General features: G+C 39.1%; 15 protein-coding genes. 6 read left to right on the top strand and 9 right to left on the bottom strand.

Annotated features, from left to right (window positions below):
- Positions 1-5: 5 nt before the first annotated feature.
- From LV83_RS06490 to LV83_RS06475, 4 genes are all read right to left on the bottom strand, one after another.
- The gene (locus LV83_RS06490) at positions 6-1,394 is read right to left on the bottom strand and encodes a sulfatase-like hydrolase/transferase (protein ID WP_111610733.1); all 1,389 of its coding nucleotides are present in this window, start codon (positions 1,392-1,394) and stop codon (positions 6-8) included.
- Positions 1,395-1,473: 79 nt separating this feature from the next.
- Complete coding sequence (locus tag LV83_RS06485) at positions 1,474-3,009, bottom strand: RagB/SusD family nutrient uptake outer membrane protein (RefSeq protein ID WP_111610732.1); 1,536 nt, start codon at positions 3,007-3,009, stop codon at positions 1,474-1,476.
- Positions 3,010-3,014: 5 nt separating this feature from the next.
- Complete coding sequence (locus LV83_RS06480; RefSeq protein WP_158530522.1) at positions 3,015-6,092, bottom strand: SusC/RagA family TonB-linked outer membrane protein; 3,078 nt, start codon at positions 6,090-6,092, stop codon at positions 3,015-3,017.
- A 236-nt stretch (positions 6,093-6,328) separates the two neighbouring features.
- On the bottom strand, positions 6,329-10,300 hold the full coding sequence (locus LV83_RS06475) for a hybrid sensor histidine kinase/response regulator transcription factor (protein WP_111610730.1): 3,972 nt from the start codon (positions 10,298-10,300) through the stop codon (positions 6,329-6,331).
- 443 nt (positions 10,301-10,743) lie between these two features.
- Between LV83_RS06475 and LV83_RS06470 the strand changes: the two genes are divergently transcribed.
- Positions 10,744-11,712, top strand: a complete 969-nt coding sequence (locus LV83_RS06470) for a hypothetical protein (protein WP_111610729.1) — start codon at positions 10,744-10,746, stop codon at positions 11,710-11,712.
- Positions 11,713-11,832: 120 nt separating this feature from the next.
- Here LV83_RS06470 and LV83_RS06465 read toward each other — a convergent pair whose 3' ends face one another.
- The 4 genes from LV83_RS06465 to LV83_RS06450 form a co-directional block, all read right to left on the bottom strand.
- Positions 11,833-12,792, bottom strand: a complete 960-nt coding sequence (locus tag LV83_RS06465) for a TerC family protein (RefSeq protein ID WP_111610728.1) — start codon at positions 12,790-12,792, stop codon at positions 11,833-11,835.
- Positions 12,793-12,909: 117 nt separating this feature from the next.
- On the bottom strand, positions 12,910-13,542 hold the full coding sequence (locus LV83_RS06460) for a DedA family protein (RefSeq protein WP_111610727.1): 633 nt from the start codon (positions 13,540-13,542) through the stop codon (positions 12,910-12,912).
- A 56-nt stretch (positions 13,543-13,598) separates the two neighbouring features.
- Positions 13,599-15,029 carry a dicarboxylate/amino acid:cation symporter gene (locus tag LV83_RS06455; protein WP_111610726.1) on the bottom strand — a complete coding sequence of 477 codons (1,431 nt, stop codon included), beginning with the start codon at positions 15,027-15,029 and terminating at the stop codon, positions 13,599-13,601.
- A 296-nt stretch (positions 15,030-15,325) separates the two neighbouring features.
- A complete protein-coding gene (locus tag LV83_RS06450) occupies positions 15,326-15,694 on the bottom strand; it encodes a hypothetical protein (RefSeq protein ID WP_111610725.1) in 369 nt (122 codons plus the stop codon).
- A gap of 483 nt (positions 15,695-16,177) precedes the next feature.
- Between LV83_RS06450 and LV83_RS06445 the strand changes: the two genes are divergently transcribed.
- The 5 genes from LV83_RS06445 (at position 16,178) to lepB (ending at position 20,299) form a co-directional block, all read left to right on the top strand.
- Positions 16,178-16,960 carry a ParA family protein gene (locus tag LV83_RS06445; protein WP_111610724.1) on the top strand — a complete coding sequence of 261 codons (783 nt, stop codon included), beginning with the start codon at positions 16,178-16,180 and terminating at the stop codon, positions 16,958-16,960.
- A 2-nt stretch (positions 16,961-16,962) separates the two neighbouring features.
- The gene (locus LV83_RS06440) at positions 16,963-17,874 is read left to right on the top strand and encodes a ParB/RepB/Spo0J family partition protein (protein ID WP_111610723.1); all 912 of its coding nucleotides are present in this window, start codon (positions 16,963-16,965) and stop codon (positions 17,872-17,874) included.
- Positions 17,875-17,981: 107 nt separating this feature from the next.
- Positions 17,982-18,485 (top strand): DUF5683 domain-containing protein, encoded by a 504-nt coding sequence (locus LV83_RS06435; RefSeq protein WP_245947011.1) that lies wholly within the window; start codon positions 17,982-17,984, stop codon positions 18,483-18,485.
- 2 nt (positions 18,486-18,487) lie between these two features.
- A complete protein-coding gene (dapB, locus tag LV83_RS06430; protein ID WP_111610721.1) occupies positions 18,488-19,210 on the top strand; it encodes a 4-hydroxy-tetrahydrodipicolinate reductase in 723 nt (240 codons plus the stop codon).
- Between the two features lie 15 nt (positions 19,211-19,225).
- A complete protein-coding gene (gene lepB / locus LV83_RS06425) occupies positions 19,226-20,299 on the top strand; it encodes a signal peptidase I (RefSeq protein ID WP_111610720.1) in 1,074 nt (357 codons plus the stop codon).
- Between the two features lie 35 nt (positions 20,300-20,334).
- Here lepB and ung read toward each other — a convergent pair whose 3' ends face one another.
- Positions 20,335-20,997, bottom strand: a complete 663-nt coding sequence (ung, locus tag LV83_RS06420) for a uracil-DNA glycosylase (protein WP_111610719.1) — start codon at positions 20,995-20,997, stop codon at positions 20,335-20,337.
- Positions 20,998-21,011: the final 14 nt, after the last annotated feature.

The following is a 21,011-nucleotide window of genomic DNA, read 5'->3' as shown; positions in this document are numbered from 1 at the left end:
TGACTTTATTTGTTGAATCTGTCTGGATGTAATTTTGAATATTCTTTATCCTCCAGTAAGCCCATGAAAACAGGATCCATGATAGATTTTTTCCATTTTTCAACTAGATGATTTAACCGAGAAACTCTTTCAGTCTGGGTACTGTAGAGATTTACGCTTTCTGAAATATCTTTCTGTATATCAAATAGATAAATATTTTCACTGTCAGAAATTTGCTTGCTGTCTGCTATTCGAATTGCAAAGCGATTTGCAGCATAGTTTCTCCAGTATAATTCCTGATGTGGCAAGCCTGAGTTTTCACCAGTTAGAAATGGGATTAGGTTCACTCCATCCAACTCGTTTTTAGGTGCTACTTCAGCCAGGGCAACAGCTGTGGAAAATATATCCAGCGAAATCACTGGATGATCATAGGATTTTCCGGACGGCACAACACCTTTCCACTGCATGGCAAATGGAACCCTAATACCACCTTCAAAAAAATCACCTTTAAATCCTCTTAATGGGGAATTATCCGATGCATTTGCGCTGGTGGGTCCTCCGTTATCCGATAAGAAGAATACCAATGTATTATCATCAATTCCCAATTCCTCCAGTTTATTCAAGAGTGCATCCACTCCATCATCCACTGCACTTACCATTGCGGCATATGTCTTCCTCTTGTTGTCTTTTATATTCGGGAAGCGGCTAAGGTATTTCTCAGTGGCCTGCATAGGGGCATGAGGAGCATTATAGGCTAAATACATAAAGAAAGGGGCTTTATGATTTCGCTGAACAAAATCAATTGCTTCTCTGGAGAATGCATCGGTCAGGTATTCTGTCTCCTCTACCCTCTCAGTATTTCTAAGTAGTTTGGTTTTATACCCATCATATTGGGTCTTTGCTTGGTCAATATCCTCCAAGACCAGATTTTCTGGAAAATAATCATGACCACCTGAGAGAAAGCCATAAAACTCATCAAAGCCTCTTTCATTTGGTCTTAGAGTCGGATGTGCGCCCATATGCCACTTGCCAATCACAGCAGTAGTATATCCGGCCTTTTTCATCACGTCTCCCATGGTCTCCTCACTGAGCGGAAGTCCCATCAAGGGATCTTTTGGTGCCAATAGAGGATTCTTGGAGAAGCCGAATTTATCCTGATACCTTCCGGTCAACAAACCAGCTCTACTTGGTCCGCAAACAGCATAAGACACATATCCTGAGGTGAAAACAACTCCATTTTTTGCAATTCTATCAATACCTGGTGTAGGTATTTCAGTACTACCATTGAACCCGACATCGGCATATCCCTGGTCATCAGTTAGAATGATGATCACGTTGGGTTTATCGAATGCGGATCTATTTTGAGCAAAAGCACTGCTTGCTAAGAAAACAAATAATAAGGCTAAGTTTTTCATATATATTGGAATTAAGACATCACTCCCACCACCAACTAGTGATGAGAGTGATGAATCCCGGTTAATCTATGTCACTATTTTAATCCCAAACTGGATTTTGCACCAGATTCGGGTTAGCATCTATTTCTGATTGAGGGATTGCAAAGACTTCTGATTGTCTTCCCCTGTACTCAGGATTGTAAGGTCCAACAGGATCAGCACTGGCTCTAGCGTAAGCTTCCTCTACCTCTCCCCATCTCTTTACATCAAAGAATCTTAATCCTTCAAATGCCAATTCAATTCTTCGCTCCAGTTTAACCATTTCCATTAATTCAGTTGGGCTAAGATCTGTACCATTTACTTCTGTTACAGTTGGCATGCCAGCTCTGGTTCTGATTTGATCAAGCAGTGTATAAACTTCTGCTAACTGGCCTGTTTCTACTAATGCCTCTGCCCTCATTAATAGAATTTCTGCATATCGAATCACATAAAAATCCTGACCTCCTGGAGCTGCCGGTCCGATTCCATCGGCAGATTGATCATCTCTGACATATTTCTTCAAACCATATTTTGTTGCCGTATTACCTCTAAATGGTCGATCTAAGTACTTAATAAAAATATCTCCTTCGAAATACACAGATGCCACTAATCTTGGGTCTCTGTTTTCCTGCTTATTTGTAGGATCATACAGAGGAGATTCGGTGATGGGTAATCCATCAATCGCGAGGTACGCATCTACCATATTTGGCATAGGTTGCACATTCACTTTAGGTATACCTAAAAAGGTTGCAGAGAAAGTCTCCCCGTTGTTTGATTGGTCCTGAATAAAACGAACTGAAAAAACTACCTCTTTTGAAAGTTCTGATGCCGAAGAAAAAAGCTCTGCATAATTAGGATACAATTCATATCCCAAACTCATAATTTCAGTAGTCAATCTTACCACTTCAGGGAAGTTTTGATTATACAATTCAAATCTTGCCAGCAAAGCCAAAGCAGCTCCTTTTGTAGCATAACCAAATTGAGAAGCAGGATATGTCACAGGGAGATCATCTATCGCCATATTTAAATCAGAAATTATAAATGACCTCACTTCATCATAGGTGTTTTTAGGCACGTATGAGTCTTCCAGAATCTGAAAATCCTGAATCAATGGCACATCTTCGAAATATATTGCCAAATTGATGTAGAATAAAGCTCTTAGAAACCTTGCTTGACCAACTAATTGGTTCCTGATTTCAGGGTCAATGTTTGTATCAGGAATTCTACTGATATTATCAATTGCAATATTAGCGCGAGCTATCCCCCTGTAATTGGAAGACCAGAATGCATTGAAAAATCCAAAGGAAGGATCTGCTCTACCTTCTACAAAATTCCCTGGACCTTCAAACTTATAATTATTAAAAGTATTGTCTGCAAAACTATCGTGCTGTGGCAACCCTGCTGTACCGTTTAGATTACCGCTATAAAGAACTCTGTCCTGTAGGTTCTCATAGATTCCGTTGATTCCTAATAAGGCATCTTTTTCATTTTGCCAGAAATTACCTTCTGCGAGTTGTGTCAATGAACCTCGCTCTAAATAATCTTCAGAACAAGAAATCAAACAAAATGCACTTAGTATATAGATTAGCTTTTTCATGATGATTAAAATTTAATGTTGATACCTGCAGAAATCACTTTGTACAATGGCGTGGTTTGATCTGTATTACCACCTCTCTGTCGCTCAGGATCAAAGTTTTCCACTTTTGTAAATGTTAGCAGGTTTTGTCCACTGACGAATATTCTGGCTTTTTGAAGCAAAACTTTCTTAGAAATAGTATTTGGTATCGTATATCCCAATTCTATATTTCTCAATCGCAGATAGGACATATCTTGAATGTAAAAAGTCGAGGTAACAGTATTATTTACACCTCCTAATCTAGGTAGGACTTCAGATGGATTTTCAGGAGTCCATCGATCAATCCAATAGGATAGTGCATTATTCCTTTCATCAGGCATTGGCAACTGACCATTACTGTTCAACAGGCGATCTATATTCCCAACACCTTGAAATACGATATTCAAGTCAAAGCCACTAAGCTGCATATTGGCATTTATACCATAGATCCATCTTGGAAATGGATTACCGATAACAGTTCTATCCATTGCATCCACAACTCCATCAGGTACGCCTTCGGGCCCTGAAATATCAGCATACTGAAAATCCCCAGGAGCAGTTAAATTACTTCCAAACTGCTTAGGTGCATTGTCAATTTCTTCTTGGGTTTGGAAAATTCGTTCAACTTGATAGCCAAAGTAAGAGTTGAATGGAACGCCAATTCTGATAATCGTATTTCCACCGATTGTCTCTTCTCCGCCCGGGCCTAAATCCGTTACTTTATTATCCGCCATACGAGTCACATTGGCAGAAACATTGAATTTCGCCTTGCCAATATTTTCTCTGTACCCTAGTGATAATTCAAATCCTTTGTTTTCCATTCCAGCAGCATTTTGTGCTGCAAGGTTGGTCACACCTATCGTGTTAGGAATTGGGAAATTGGTATAAAGAATATCTGAACTAGTTCTATTAAAGTAATCTGCAGTCAGGTTTAACTTATTGGAGAAAAACGACGCGTCCACTCCGATATCAAATTGCTCTATGGTCTCCCAAGTGATCAAAGGATTGGATAAAGATGTTAAAGCAACGGCAGGAACAATTACATCCTGGCCTAATTGGTAATCAAGACCTGAATTATAGCTCTGTTCGAAGATGTAGTTACCAATTCTATCATTCCCACTGATTCCCCAACTTGCACGAATTTTCAATTCCGTTAAAGTTTTTGAAGTATTCAAGAACTCTTCTCTGGCGATATTCCAACCAGCACTCAAAGAAGGGAAGGTTCCATAGCGATTAGTTGGACCAAATTTGGAAGATCCATCTCTTCTTACATTAGCTTCAAATAAGTATTTCTCCTGGAAGTTATAGTTTACTCTGGCAAAAAAGGATTGCCAAGCTTCTTCGTTGGCACCGCCACTTACTGATGGATTCAAAACCCCTCCTCCGTCAAATTCTTGAATAGCATCCGAAGGGAATCCCTGTAGTGAGCCAGCAAAGCCATCCACCTTATCATAGATCACAGAGTGACCAAGCATAAAGCCAAGATTATGAGACTTATCAATTGTGAAATTGTACCGTAGAATATTCTCATTTAATAACCGATAGTTGAAATTCAGGTTATTGTTCAAATCATTCAAATCATTCTGACCTACAATGTTTCCTTCCCAATCACGAGTAATAAGCGTTGGTCTAAAATTGGAAATATTTGCAAAGTTGATGATAGCACTTCCACTGGTTTCGAATACGAGTCCTTTGGCGATCTGAGCACTTAAACCAATCCTTTCACTGATATTTATGTTGTCGTTAGAGTAGTCGCCAAAAGTGCCAGTCAATAACACATTATTGATGGGATATGAAAAATTCACGTTCTGATAGGCTCCATCCACAACTGCCAACTCTCCATTAGAATAGTATACCGGGACAACCGGGGAGGACCTTTGGAATTGATTAATAATGCCTGTTTCGCCTGTAATGGCAGATGCACCTCCACTTGGCCCTACAAATTTTGACCAATAGGCGTTAGTAACATTTGAGATTGTCAACCATTCATTTGGCTTAATGCTTAAATTAATTCCAAGATTGTATCTATCTGATTTAAACTTGCCATTGACCACAGCCTCCTGGTTCAAATAACCCAATGAAAGTCTGAATGTAGTTCTATCAGTTCCTCCAGAAAAAGACAAGTAATGGTTTTCTATAGGGGCATTCCTCAATGCGATAGTTGACCATTTTGTATTGGAAAATTGGTCTGGGTTTGTGCCATTTCTAATAGCCTCGATATCAGCTTCCGAAAATCTTAGAGCTGCATTTGGTCCATTGACATTTAAGTCCCGCTCATTTCTAAGCGTAGCATAATTGACAGCATCCAAATATTCGGGAATCACGGTTACTTGCTGAACCCCAAAATAATTATTGTAATCCACCGAGAATTTACCCTTCGTTCCTTTTTTCGTAGTGACTACCAAGACTCCATTTGCACCTCTAGCTCCATAAATCGCAGAGGCTGAAGCATCCTTGAGCACAGAAATACTCTCAATATCAGAAGGAGCTAAATTATTGAATTCAGCCAGTCCTTCATACTGAATATTATCGATTACGACGAGTGGATTCGTCCCTCCAAAAGTACCGATACCTCTAATTATAATAGAGGAACCATCAGCCCCAGGTAATCCGGTAGCCTGTGTCAATTGCACACCGGAAAATTTTCCATACATCAATTGGGCTGAGTTAGTAACTGGTTGATTGACGGCATCATCAAACTTGATGGTTTCCACTGATCCAGTAAGGTTCAGCTTCTTTTGCTCACCATAACCTACTACCACCACTTCATCTAAAAGTGACTCGGACTCCGCCAAAATCACATTTATCTGACTTTGATTGCCTACGGTAATTTCCTGCGATTCAAATCCTATCAAGCTAAAAACCAATACAGATTCTGTTCCTGGTACTTGAATGGAATATTTACCATCAATATCAGTAACTGAGCCTTGCGTAGTTCCTTTTACAAGAACCACTACTCCCGGAATAGGCAATCCATCAAAATCGGAAGTAACCACGCCGGTCACCTGATTTGATGATTGAAATGCATTTACAAAAGACACTTGGAATGTCAATAGTAAAAGCATTAACAAGGGAAGCTTTAATTTAATCCTGATCGACCATCCCCTCTTTAATAATTCATGCTTTGTAAATGAGTGTTTCATTTGAGTTTATTTTGGGTTGTTGACTTAACTATTGAATCAAATTTTGCTTAATAATACGTCTAGCCGTGGGGGTAGACAGATCAATCAAGTGGTGAAATGGTTCAAAATGAAAAAAGACATCTTGTGGATGTCTCTCTTACCTAGCATAATACGCTTTATTAGGCCTTTTGAAGGATTTTTTGCCGGTACTCAGAAGGAAGGCATTCAAACTGCTGCTGAAAACACTTCGTGAAATACTTGTAGTCATTGAAACCAACTTCAAAAGCAACTTGACTCAGTTTAATGTCAGATTGCAGAATCATTTTTGCAGCATGCTTCAACTTCACAGATCTGATGAAACCAGTAAGCGAAAGTCCAGTTAAAGCTTTGATCTTTCGGAAAAGTGTAGACTGACTCATATTGAGTTCATCCACCATTACCTCAATTCCAAAACCTTCATTCTGTAAATTATCATTGACTAAGGTGATTGCTTTCTCAATAAATAGACTGTCAAGGTTATTATCTGAAACAGTAGTTGATTCAGGTTCGAATCGAACTTTATTCAGAAAATGTTCTCTAAGTATTTTTCTATTCGCCAGAATATTCTGAATCCTAGTTTTCACGATTCCTGGATTAAATGGCTTAGTGATGTAATCATCAGCTCCTTCCTGCAGGCCGTCCATTTCATAAGTCAATGAAGCCCTGGCAGTCAAAAGGATTACAGGAATATGAGAGGTGTTGATTTGATTTTTGATCTCATGGCATAGCCTAATCCCGTCCATATTTGGCATCATCACATCACTAATCACAAGATCTGGAAGCTCCTTCTGCACCAATTCCAAGGCTTTTTGCCCATCTACAGCCTCCATCACATCGTATTCCTCACAAAGTAGAGATTTGAGATACGTCCTGATATCCTCACTATCATCAGCAATCACAATAGAAAATTCCTTTTTAGTAGAGGTGATTTTGAGCAGTTGTTTGTCCTCCAAATCCAATTCACCAGAAAGCTGCCCCCCCAGCTCTTCCACTAACTCATTTCTTGATGGTTTCTGAATAGTTTGGATCACTGGCAATACAATACGAATGCAAGTGCCATTCCCCTCTTCACTTTCTACGGAAATCTCTCCCTGATGCAAATCCACAATGTTTTTTGAAAATGCTAAACCTATTCCGCTGCCTACTAAGTTGGAAGTCTCAGAATTCTGAACTTGGTAGAATCGGTCGAAAATTTTCTCAGACTCTATTTTAGACATTCCAATTCCTGAATCTTCCACCGTCATGATCAAATCTTTCTCTTTTAGGTTTATTCTCACGTGGATTTTACCTTCCTCCTTTGTGTATTTGAAGGCATTAGACAAAAGATTCATCAATACTATCTCCATTTGATTCCTATCAAAATCAAAATAGAGCTCTTCCAATTCAGTTTCGAAAGTGAATTCAATATTTTTCCTGATTGCAAGGCTCTTAAAACTCAGGTAAACTTCCCGGGATAAATCAATAAAGTTAGAACGGGTGACTTTTAGCAGTAATAGCCCATGTTCTGACTTCCGGAAATCCAAAAGTTGATTGATTAATTTCAGCATTCGCTTGGCATTCGACTCTACCAACAGCAATTTTTCCTTGATTATCTCTTTCAGGTCATTTCGCTCAATTAGTTCAGTAACCGGACTTAAGATTAAGGTAAGTGGAGTTCTAAATTCATGTGAAATATTGGTAAAGAAAGTAATCTTAGCTTCATTCAGCTCATGCTCTTTCTCTTTCTCAATTTGGATAATCCTCAACTCCGCCTTAAGTCTAGCCTGTCTGACAGAGATATATCGGATAATTAGAATAATCCCAATCACCAAAATGAAATATAAAATGAAAGCCATCCCGGTTAACCAAGGTGGAGTTGCAATATGTATCTTCAGTGATTTGACAGGACTCCAGTCAATGTTGTTTCTGCTGGCCCTGAGCAAAATCTCATACTCCCCGTGTTGAAGACCCGTGAAACTCAATTGATTCACTGTACCGAGATTCATCCAGGAATCATTCATTCCTTTTACCTGATAGCTATAAAAGATATTTTCCGGGCCAAAAAAATCATTTACAGTGAATGTCAATGAAAGGTGATTTTGGGAATAACCCAAATCAATTTCTTCAGTATTATGAATTGAATTCTCCAGAATTACTTTTCCATCCACTTGATCTCCCACATTTAATGACTTATTATTTACAGTAAGTCTTGTCAGGATAACTTCAGGAACAGTAAAATCATCTGAAATCAATTGTGGATCAAAAGATATTAAGCCATTTGATCCTCCGAAGTAAATTTTACCCTCATCATCAACAAATGAAGCCCCACTGTGGAAGGAGTCTATCATCACTCCATCTTCCCGATCAAAATTGACAAAGGTCTTATCTTCAGGTTTGAATCTAGTGATAGAAGTCATAGTACTCAACCATAAATTACCTTTAGAATCCTGCTCAACGGCACAAATAAAATCATTGGATAAGCCTGAGCTTCGATTAAAAGAATCGATTATTTCCAATTTATCTTTTGAATTTTTCAATGAAATCAAGCCTGTTGGAGTTGCCAAATAACAAGTGTCACCTTGAAAAAAAAGATCATTGATAATAATGGCCGATAAGTCTTTCACATGCAATTCATTTTGAGAAATGAAATTCTGCCTTTTTTCATCAAATAGATTAATTCCCGAGTAAGTCCCTAACCAGATTTTCCCATATTTATCTTCTTTGATCTGGCTAATTCGATTATTTGTTAAGGTATGGTTGATTTCAGTTTCTGAAAAAATCGTCCAACCCTTGAGTTCGGGATCTGATTCTAAATCGGTCATTTTCAAACCATATTGTTGGGTTCCCAACCAAAGTCTATTCTTACTATCCTGTAAAATAGCGGTGATTTTTTGCTGCCTGAATAAGTGTTTTGGGTTTTCAAAATCCCGGTTTTTAATCACATAAAGCCCTTTGCCAGTCCCAATAAATAGGTGATTCCCTTTTTCAAAAACACAGTTTATCCTGGTTTTTTCTATGCTTTTTACCCAGGAGTAGGAGGCTGATTTATTATCAGAGTATAGCCCTTCCATCAATGTTCCTTTATAGGAAACTCCATCACTATCCTTAAAAAAAGTAGTGATATTACGGTCAGAAATCTGCTGATCTGAGGCATTCCTTGCTATTTCAAAGCCTTTATTGGGGTACAGAATTAAAACTCCTCCCTGAGAAGTTCCCAGCCATGCAATCCCATTATCATCAATATCAATACTCATAATTATAGAGTAATTGATATTATTCACTTCAGCACCTTGAGGGTTAGTATTGACGCGCTTAAAATTCTTGACCTCTGAATCACTGATAAACAGTCCATCTCCCCAACTCCCAAACCACAACCTATTTTTAGCGTCTAAGGCAATGCTTTTTACAAACCTCGCTTCAATCGATATAGGAACTTCTTTTAGCTTTTGATCTTCATAATCAAAATTGGACAATGCTACTTTGCTATCCTGATTTCCGATCAACCAAATCTTATTCCGATGAACGTCTTCCACCATGTTATAAAAGGTATTGGAAGTTGGAAATCTCAGCATACGGGATTCTGAGGGATCAAATTTAAATAACTGTCGACCATTCAAATACCAAACATTTTTATATTGATCTACCAGAATATTATAAATGGGTGAATTGGACTTGTAATGATGAATTAGCTCCTCCTTCAAGGGGTCAATAACATATAACCCACTGTTCCAGGTGCCTACCCAGATCATTCCTTCGCCATCCTGATTAATAGAAATGACTCTTAGCTTTTTGTTGAGATTGGTTGAAAAAATATGGTTCATGTTCTGGATTCTATTCTTTCTGGAATCCAGAGCAGATAGTCCCCCACCTTTTGTTCCTATCCAGATTAAGTTATCCCGATCTCTAAAAAGCGTTTCTATATTTTCATTTTCCAAACCCTGCCCACCTTCTCCCGGTCTGAAATCCGTGAAATTATACCCGTCGTATTTCGATATCCCCCCTTCGGTTGCAAAAAATTTTAAGTTATTTTCATCAGAAACTACCTTAGTTACAAAATTACTTAGCAGCCCTTTACGCACATTGATCACATCAATTGAAAATTCCTCTTGGGAAAGGGTTTCCTGATTGGCCATTAAAGAACAATTCAAAGAAAATACCAGAAAGAAAACAAGAAATAATCTCAAAGCAATTTGGGTCTAACGTCTTGATAGTGTTTGTAAATAAGCGAAAATAAGCCGAAGTGCACTATAGCAACTAACTTGGTTAAAGGTATTAATGCTTAATAAAATTACGCGAATTCCAGGACTAGAAACTTGTTTAATCATTCAACCTGTAGGCCATATCATTCAAATCACAACCCTTCAAAACCATTTGTGTTTAACTACGACTGAATATATGCGCTACAAAATAAAATTTTAACAAGAGATACGTTCTAAATCAACACTTTCAGGCGTAAAAATCTCCTCCCGTTTTGTAGAAAAACTCCTTTAGCAGACATGCTATTTTCTTGTCAGAATTATACCTAATCTTGCGGAAAATTAGGCGGAAAAACCTCCGATATCTTAAAGAAAAAGCAATGCAGTTGCACCAAATTATACCTTTGGTTGCCTTTATTTTGGCAACCTATTCTGTTATCGGAAACGATGTCATACAGACATTAGGGACATTTCTCACATCCAATCATAAAAAGAAGTGGTGGATCCTGTGGCTATATGCTGCAGGTATTTTGACTTTAGTGATTGTATATGGATGGATCGTGAATCAAGGGGATGTATCTTATGGTCGATTGGACATGATCCCACTGCCGGAAAAGATGGCTTTCTGGTATATAATTCCTCCTTTGGTTCTGATTATTCTTACTAGGTTTGGACTACCTGTAAGTACCACATTCATGATCTTAAGTGTCTTTTCATCTCAGGCAGTGATTGAAAAGATGATCCTAAAGTCGATTTTGGGATACGCAGTGGCTTTTGTTTTTGCATTTGGGATTTACCTTTTGATTGCAAAGAAGTTTGAATCAAAAGAAAGTATTTCGAGGGCAGAAAAGGAAAAATCCAAAAAGGGCTGGCTAGTAGCACAATGGTTATCTACTGGTCTTTTATGGTCCCAATGGCTAGTTCAGGATTTTGCCAATTTGTATGTTTATCTACCGCGCCAGTTGACTCTGACAGAATTGCTCATTTCCTTATTCATCATTTTGGTGTTAATGGCACTTCTTTTTAAATCACGAGGCGGCAAAATCCAGGAAATTGTCCACTCTAAGGCCAACACTCAACATATTCGTTCGGCCACTTTTATAGACCTTACTTACGCCATCGTTTTATTTCTCTTTACTGAGCTGAGCAATGTCCCTATGAGTACTACTTGGGTATTTATTGGAATTTTGGCAGGACGTGAGATCGCAATCAGTTACCGACTCAATAAGAACGAAATCGGTAAATCAAGAAAGCAAATTTTCAGGGATCTGTATAAAGTCAATATAGGATTGATTGTAAGTATCCTGTTGGCCTATGCAGTTGGAATGTTAAACCTTATGGAAGTATAACAGGCATATTCTAGATCTCAGTACAGGAGGGAAGTTCCTGATATCCATTAGGAACTTCCCCACTGGGTCATGAATTATACATTTTCACTTAGGTCAAAATAGGTACGTGGAGAGCAAATATTACACTGATTTATCATTTTCGACCACCTCAGCCGGGATTAACAAGGAGGCCAAAATTCCCCCTGCCAGAGCAAGTGATATCACCGCCAAAGACAACCATTCGGGAGTTTCTATATGATGGGAAAATATCATTTTTAATCCGACAAAGGCCAGAATACCCACCAAGCTATAATTGATAAACCGGAATTTATTGAGCATGCGCGAAATCAGGAAGTACATGGATCTTAATCCCATGATAGCCAGGATATTCGAACTGAAAACAATGAATGGGTCAGCCGTAATGGCAAGTATGGCAGGAATACTGTCCAGTGCAAAAAGGATATCTGTAAGCTCTATGATAATCAATGCCATAAAAAGCGGGGTCGCCACACGGATTCCCCTTTTTACTATAAAGAAGTGTTCCCCGTCAATAAACCTGGTAAATGGAAGTACTCTTCTCATTTTTTTGAAAATAAAGGAGTTTTTGGGGTTAAACTCAGAGGCATCCGATTTCAGCATTTTGTAAGCTGTGTACAAGAGAAATGCTCCAAATAAATAGACTATCCAATCAAATTGGTTGATCAGTGCCACTCCAAAAACTATCATAATGGCTCTAAATAGGATCGCTCCTAAGATTCCCCAGAACAGTACCCTGTGTTGATAAATAGCTGGAATTGCGAAAGACCTGAAAATAACTGCAATCACAAAGACATTGTCTATGCTCAGGGAAAATTCAATTAGATAACCTGTAACATATTTAAGTACAGCATCTTTAGGCTCTAATCCTGTTGGATTCGGAACCATACCTTCCGAGAAAATCCACCAGATGACCCATGAAAACATTAATGCAATGAAAACCCAGACACCTGTCCAAATTGCTGCCTCTTTGGTCTGTATGACATGGGCTTTTTTATTAAATACTCCCAGATCCAGCGAAAGAAAAAGCAAGATGCAGGCGATGAAAATTATCCAAATACTCATACTAAGGTTGATTGATTTAAGTGTTGATATGAAAAGATTAACATGGGATTAGAATACATACTATTCATTAAACATTACATGATGACATAATGCTATCTCTTGCTTTGTTACTAAGGCTTAAGAACCCTGACCTTTCTTGATTTTATAAAATTGCTTGAGAACTGGTATGCATGTAACAACCATAATTAGTAAGATTATCCATTCGAGATAATGAATTAGGTCTGGAAAGATCAGTTTCAGGAAGTATCCTGCCAGCACCAAGCTGGATGTCCAGATTAAAGATCCGATGAGGTTATAAATCATGAAAATCTTAAAATCTGATTTTATAAGCCCAAGGCAGAGAGGGAGGAAAGTTCGGATTACCGGGATAAACCTTCCGATAATGATAGCCCCTTGAGACCTCTTTTCAAAATAAGATGCGGCCATATTGAGATATTTCGCTTTGAAGAAGAGTGAATCTGGCCGGGATAGTAACCAATTACCCAACTTTAATCCAACAACATAGGATAGTAAATATCCTAAGAATGCTGCCAGTACTATCCAGCTTATCAACAATAGAATGCTGACATCCAATATGGGTAATCCACAAAGCATACCAGCAAGAAACAACAGGGAATCTCCAGGCAAAAAGAATCCGAAGAACAGACCGTTTTCTGTAAATATAATCGCAAGCAGTAGGATGAGACCGCCCTTATTGATGATCAATTCAGGACTTATTAGCCCTAAAGTAGATTGAATAAACTCAATCATAGTTGGATAGAATTAACTGTGGACAGATGTGAATGGATGCACTATAGTTGCTCATCTCAATTGCTCAATACCTCCTGCATTTCCTTATTCAATACAGGTTCATGCGAACTAAAATCTAGATTCTCAATGGGAGGCAGCCCAAATTCACCTTCCCATTTTGCTATCACGCAAGTGGCCAGACAGTTGCCAATTACATTGACTGATGTTCTAGCCATATCCATCAATTCATCAATTGCCAGGATCAAAAAGATAGGGGCCATAGGCAGATTGAAACTAGCCGCGGTTCCCATCAAAATTATCAAGGAAGCTCTTGGAATTCCTGCAACTCCTTTGCTGGTGAGCATTAAAGTAAGGACCATCAGTAGCTGTTCTTCTATCCCCATTTTTATTCCTGCCACCTGGGCAACAAAGATTGCTGCCAACGAAAGGTAGAGAGTCGTGCCGTCCAGGTTGAAGCTATAGCCTGTTGGCATTACAAATGCGACGATTTTGCGAGGTACTCCAAACTTTTCCATCGCTTCCATGGCTTTTGGAAGTGCCGCCTCAGAACTGGTGGTTGCAAAGGCAATAGAAACGGGTTCCGAGATTGCCTTTAAAAATTTGATTACAGGAATCTTCAGCAGAAGCGCAACTGGGAGCAAAACCAGTAATAAGAATGCCAGCAATGCAACATAGAGTGTGGCCAACAAATGAAAAAGATTGACCAAAATCCCCAATCCCATCTCTCCTACAGTGTATGCTATCGCAGCCCCCACACCAAAAGGAGCGAAATACATGATAATTCGTGTGAAATTGAACATAACTTCTGAGAGACTTTCGGTGAAGGAAAGCATGGTTTGCTTGTGTTTACCATCTTTCACCATCGCTAACCCTATCCCAAACAGAATACTGAAAATTACTATTTGAAGAATTTCTCCTTCAAAAATAGACTTGGCAATATTTTCAGGAAAAACATGCAAAATCACCTCCTGCCAAGTTCTAGCAGAACCTTGAATCGGAACCTCACCAGCAGGCAGCTCAATACCGACTCCAGCTTGAGAAATATTGATCGCTACTAATCCGATCAACAAGGCAAACGTGGTGACTACTTCAAAATATAGCAGGGATTTCCAACCCATTCGGCCGACTTGCTTCAGGTTGGAATGCCCGGCAATACCCACCACCAGAGTAGCAAAAAGAAGAGGGGCAATCACCGTTTTGATCATTTTAAGAAAAACCTGACTGACCACCTTCAGATTCATGGCAAGCTCAGGAAAATCCAAGCCTATGACAATGCCGATAAGCATACTGCCGAATATCCAAGTAGTTAGTGAGGCTCTCTTCAGGCAGTAGCCTACGATTGCGATCAAGCCTAACCATCTGCTTGCAATTAGAGTGGACTCGGAAACCAGTCCAGGCCAAATCATATGAATGACGATAAATATTGCTGCCTGCGTTGCCAAGGCGGCTAGGATTAGCACGATAGAGGTGTTTTTTTTGAATGTCATGATATAGTGTGAAGCCTAATTAGCTTGTATAAATAAGATTGATAATTGGGCATTGGGGAAACCCAAAAGCAAGTGATGGATATTTTTTGCTTTGGAATTACTTGAATCAAAGCAATGCGGAACATGAAGTTTTTCCAGCGTTTTTTCCATACAAGGAACCTAACTTAGTTTATGGCTAAGTATGTATTGATCGAAATACCGCTTGAGTTGGCAACTGAGCCTATCCATGGAAAAGAATAGGATAGAATTCTGGTGTTTAGCCAAGTTCCTTTAAAAGCCTTTAGCTAGGTTTTTGACTAAGTAAAATAATGATGGGGAAAAACGATTAAAAAAGCAGGTAAGTTTGTGTCTAGGGTAAACGCAGCTTTATTATAATTCAGCTCACTTGCTTGACAGATTGCCGATAAACCAGAAAAATTATTGGCTATAGTTTGAGATTTGAAAAAATTATGGACGGTGCGAACTACCGGTCTTTCTGGAGCTGTCCTATTTGTAAGTGCATCACCTATCTCCAGGATTGAACTTTGCTGAATAGCTAATTCAGGAAACGCTATTTCGCTGTTTGATTGAATTGAGTAATCAACAATCAATGAGGTATTAACCGCCCAAAAGGTTACCGATGCAACTAGATTAAGAAATAAGATTAGAATTCCTGAAATCTTCATATGAGCTAACTGAGATCAAAGCTAGTTGAAAAAAAATCTGATTATATATAGGTGAAAAAAATATTTATTCAGAAAGTTTGCAATTAGAAAAGCCTCCACGTTCTCGTCCAACTCCCTTCTAGATTTTTCCAGCTTCCCTCTGTGCTATAGGGGATGAAATTTGCAAAAAGCTCCTCTGCGTACCATCCCAAACTATGCAACCATTTAAATTTCGATCTCGGTAGGATAATCACATTTTTTTGTGAAATACAGATTCATAAGTGGGCATCTATAAATAATCAACAGGATGTCAGTGTAGAATAGACATTAACAGAACAAATCAAGGCACTTATAATCAATATTTTACCTACCAAAAATATCTCGAGAAAATCTAAACTGATCGACCAGAGCTCCTTTTGTACTCGCTAAAAAAAGCAGCCCGATCAGCCATAAAAGAATTCATTTTGCTTAATATTGAGATTAAATTACTCTTTAAATAACACCATGGGAAAAATCATTGCCATAGCCAACCAGAAAGGCGGAGTAGGCAAAACTACCACAGCGATGAACTTGGCGGCTAGTTTGGCTGTCCTGGAATTTAAAACCCTGGTGATTGACGCTGACCCACAGGCTAATACTACCTCTGGTTTAGGTCATGATCCCAAATCCATCAACACCAGCATTTATGAGTGCATGGTAGATGGAATTGACGTTAAAGAAATCATACATAAGACAGAAATTGAAAATTTAGAATTGGTACCATCTCACATTGACTTAGTGGGTGCAGAGGTGGAGATGATTAACCTGGATAATCGAGAGGAAAAGATGAAGGAGGTCATTCACGATCTTAAGGATTTGTATGATTTCATCATCATCGACTGTTCTCCGTCATTAGGATTAATCACAATCAATGCGCTTACGGCTGCCAATTCAGTGATTATCCCAGTTCAATGTGAATACTTCGCCTTAGAAGGTTTGGGGAAATTATTAAATACCATAAAAATCATTCAAACAAGACTGAATCAAGATCTTGAGATCGAAGGGATTTTGCTCACCATGTATGATATGAGACTTCGACTATCTAACCAAGTCGTCGAAGAAGTTAGATTGCATTTTAAAAACATGGTTTTTGAAACAATCATCCCTCGTAATGTAAGGCTTAGCGAAGCACCGAGCTTTGGTTTGCCAGCTATTTCCTTTGATGCAGATGGTAAAGGTGCCGTAGCGTATCTGAATCTGGCGGGTGAAATAGTACAGAAAAATGATGTACAAAAAGTGACCAAATAACTATGTCAGATAATAAGCCTAACCGAAAAAAAAGTGTCTTGGGAAGAGGTCTTGGAGCCCTGCTTGAAGATAGTCCTGCCAAACACAAATCTGAGGAGATTTTACCTGAGGTAGTTAAAACTGGCATTTTTGGAATACCCCTTGATCAAATACAAGTCAATCCTTTTCAACCACGTGTTCATTTTGATAAAGATGCTCTGGCAGAACTTGCCGAATCGATAAAGGTTCAAGGTATCATTCAGCCGATTACAGTAAGGAGGTTGGACACAGATGAGTATCAACTGATTTCAGGAGAGCGTAGATTTCAAGCTTCAAAAATCGCTGGATTAACACAAATCCCAGCTTACGTCCGAACCGCCAATGACCAGCAAATGCTGGAAATGGCACTTATTGAAAACATACAGCGTGAAAACCTAAACGCGTTGGAAATTGCCCAATCGTACCAGCGACTTCTGGCAGAATGTGATTTGAAACAGGAAGAACTGGGAGATAGAGTTGGTAAAAACAGGACAACTGTAAATAACTACCTCCGCCTTCTAAAACTTCCTCCCACCATTCAGGCAGCGATCCGCGATCAGCAATTATCTATGGGACATGCTCGTGCTTTAATCAATATTGAAGATGTAGATAAGCAACTAGCTATTTTCAAAAAAGCAGTTGAAGAAGAGTTAAGTGTGAGAAAAGTTGAGGCTTTAGTGAAAGCTTTAAATGAAGGAAAACCAGAAAAGCCTGCTAATAAGGAGCTAGATCCGGTCCGTAAATATGAGATCAATAAACTTCAGCAGCGACTGGCCTCTCATTTTGGGACTAAGGTAGCATTGAAGTCAAACCCAAAAAATAAGGGTGAAATCAAAATCCCATTTAACTCAGCCTCTGATCTCAACCGAATTCTGGAAATCCTAGAAATCATCTAACATTGCAACTATCATATTCTCATAGATTAGTTTTAAAGAAGTCCCCACTCATCACAGTGGGATTTTTGCTTTTCTGTTTCTTCCTTAGCATACCATCCTTCGCGCAGGTGACAGAGGAAGTAGAGGTAGAAAGACCAGAGGTGACGAAGGTAGAACCAGATTATTCTTTACTTCCAAAAAACCCTAAAAAAGCAACCATACTTTCTGCTATTTTGCCTGGCGCAGGACAAGTTTATAATGAAAAAGCATGGAAGGTTCCTTTGATATATGCCGGCCTAATCACTGATATTTACTTCATTAACTTCAATAATAGAAGGTACCAAATCTTTAAACAAGCTCTTTCCGATTTTGACGATGATCTTCCAACAGATTTCCCAAGTTTAAATCGGGATGGCTTGGTTCGAAATGTTAATTATTGGCGAAAAAACCGTGATCTTTGCTACCTGTTATTAGTAGGTATCTATGCACTGAACTTGATTGACGCAAATGTAGATGCGCATCTATCAGGTTTTGATGTATCGGACGATATCGCATTAAAATTTGAGCCTCACTACGAAAGGTTTTCTTCAAACAACACATCGGTGGGGCTTTCAGTAAAACTCAACTTTTAACTATGAATATTTTACTTCTCGGGTACGGGAAAATGGGCCAGCTGATAGGTCAGCTAGCCGAATCACGTGGCCATAGCATAGCGGGGAAAATCAATATTGACAACCTTGAAGAATTAAATACACTAGACCCGTCTACTATAGATGTCGCGATTGAGTTTAGTCAGCCAGAAGCGGCCGTAGAAAACATTAAATGGGCAATCGAGCGAGGTATTCCTATAGTCTCGGGCACCACTGGATGGCTAGACCAAAAACCAGAAATAGAGCAATTAACATTGTTTAAAAACGGAGCGTTTTTCTACGCCTCTAATTACAGCATTGGAGTGAATATCTTTTTCAAAGTCAATGAATTCCTAGCCAAGCTTATGAATGAAACTACTGGCTACAAAAGCTCCGTAGAAGAGATACACCATACTGCCAAAAAAGATGCTCCATCTGGAACTGCTATCACTTTAGCCGAAGGCATCATCAAAAACACAGAAGGGCTACACACTTGGAACCTGTCCGAAGGAGCGAACGAAATCGAACAGTCGCTGCCTATCACATCCAAGCGCATAGATCCGGCTCCCGGAACACATATTATCCGCTACTCGTCAGAAATCGACCATATCGAAATCACACATACAGCTCATAGCCGTCAAGGATTCGCCCTTGGCGCAATTTTAGTATCTGAGTGGATTCAAGGAAAGAAAGGTGTGCTTTCCATGGATGATTTTCTATCTTTCTGAACCTAAAAACTAATCATGAGTAAGTCAACTAAGAAAAAATCAGCAGCCAGAGAATGGGGTGATGCTTTGATTTTTGCCGTAGTAGCAGCCAGTTTAATCCGATGGCTATTACTAGAACCCTTTACAATTCCCACAGCTTCGATGGAAAAATCATTGTTGGTTGGGGATTTTCTATTTGTTAGTAAGATGCATTATGGGACTAGATTCCCAATGACTCCACTTCAGGTACCATTAACGCATCAAAAAATATGGGGAACAGAAATCCCTTCATATTCCGATGCTATCCAGCTTCCATATTATAGACTTCCTGGTTTCTCCGATGTAGAAAGAAATGATGTGGTAGTTTTTAACTATCCTACTGAATTCCAATACCCTACTGATCTAAAGACCAACTACATCAAAAGAGCAGTCGGGATTTCAGGTGATGTGGTTCAGGTAAAGAGCGGCGATCTATTTGTCAATGACCAAGCAGCTGAGAAACCTTCGGAAATGCAGTATTCTTATGATGTGATCACGAATAGACCACTGACAACGGATTTCTTCAAAGATTATGAGATCAACCCTGATAGCTATATACCATTTAGTGATGGGTCAGGCTACTTGGTGTTCGGTACAGAACAAATGATTAACAGATTAGAATCTTCTCCTGTGGTTAGCTCTGCGACTAAGCGTATTGAGAAAGCAAAAGGAGATTCACTTATTTTCCCTGATGGACTCGCACTGGGTTGGAACCGGGACAACTTCGGTCCACTTCAGGTTCCCGCGAAGGATTGGACGATCCCAATGACTGCAGATAATGTGATGCGGTACGCTTCCACTATCGTGAATTATGAAGGCCTAGAAAATGTGGAAGCAAAAGACGGTCAACTTTTCATCGATGGTCAGAAAGTAGACAGCTATACCTTCAAGCAGAATTATTACTTCATGATGGGTGACAACCGCCACGATTCACTGGATTCACGGTATTGGGGATTTGTCCCTGAGGACCACATAGTAGGCAAGGCATGGTTCCTATGGCTATCTCTGGACAAGCATGAATCAATGTTCAGCAAGATTCGCTGGAGCAGAATATTTAATGGAATAAACTAATGATAAAGCCCTGAAAAACTACAGGGCTTTATCATTTACCACTCTATTGGCTTTTTCCCATTTGCAATCAGGTATTCATTGGTTTTGGAAAAGTGCTTACATCCAAAAAAACCTCTATAAGAAGATAGTGGACTTGGATGTGGAGCTTTCAGAACCAAGTGTTTTTTTGAATCTATTAGCACTGATTTTTTTTGAGCGTAAGCTCCCCATAGTAAAAAAACGACGTTTTCACGGTCGTTACTTATTGTCCGAATTACCTCATCCGTAAATTCCTCCCATCCTTTTTTCTGGTGAGAACCTGCTTCATGAGCTTTTACCGTCAAGGTCGCATTTAATAGGAAAACCCCTTGATCTGCCCAGCGTGTAAGATCACCGTTTGAAGGTAAAGATTTGCCTAAGTCAGTTTCTATCTCCTTAAATATATTCAGAAGGCTAGGAGGAAATGGCACGCCGGCTTTTACAGAAAACGATAAACCATGTGCTTGCCCAGGACCATGGTAGGGATCTTGCCCAAGTACAACTACCTTGACCGTAGTTAGAGGACAGTGATCAAATGCATTGAATATTTCTTTACCCGGGGGAAAAACCTTTCCGCTCGCATACTCGTCTTTGACAAAAGTAATTAAGTCTGTAAAAAATTTTTGCTCAAATGTTTTACGCAAAGCCTTGTACCAGCTTGGTTCTATTTTGACTATCATCTGTATTTATTGAT

The organism is Algoriphagus yeomjeoni (genome assembly GCF_003259505.1).
Lineage (GTDB): Bacteria > Bacteroidota > Bacteroidia > Cytophagales > Cyclobacteriaceae > Algoriphagus > Algoriphagus yeomjeoni.
The sequence above is the reverse complement of the archived record's forward strand: the minus strand, read 5'-3'. Positions and strand labels throughout refer to the sequence as shown.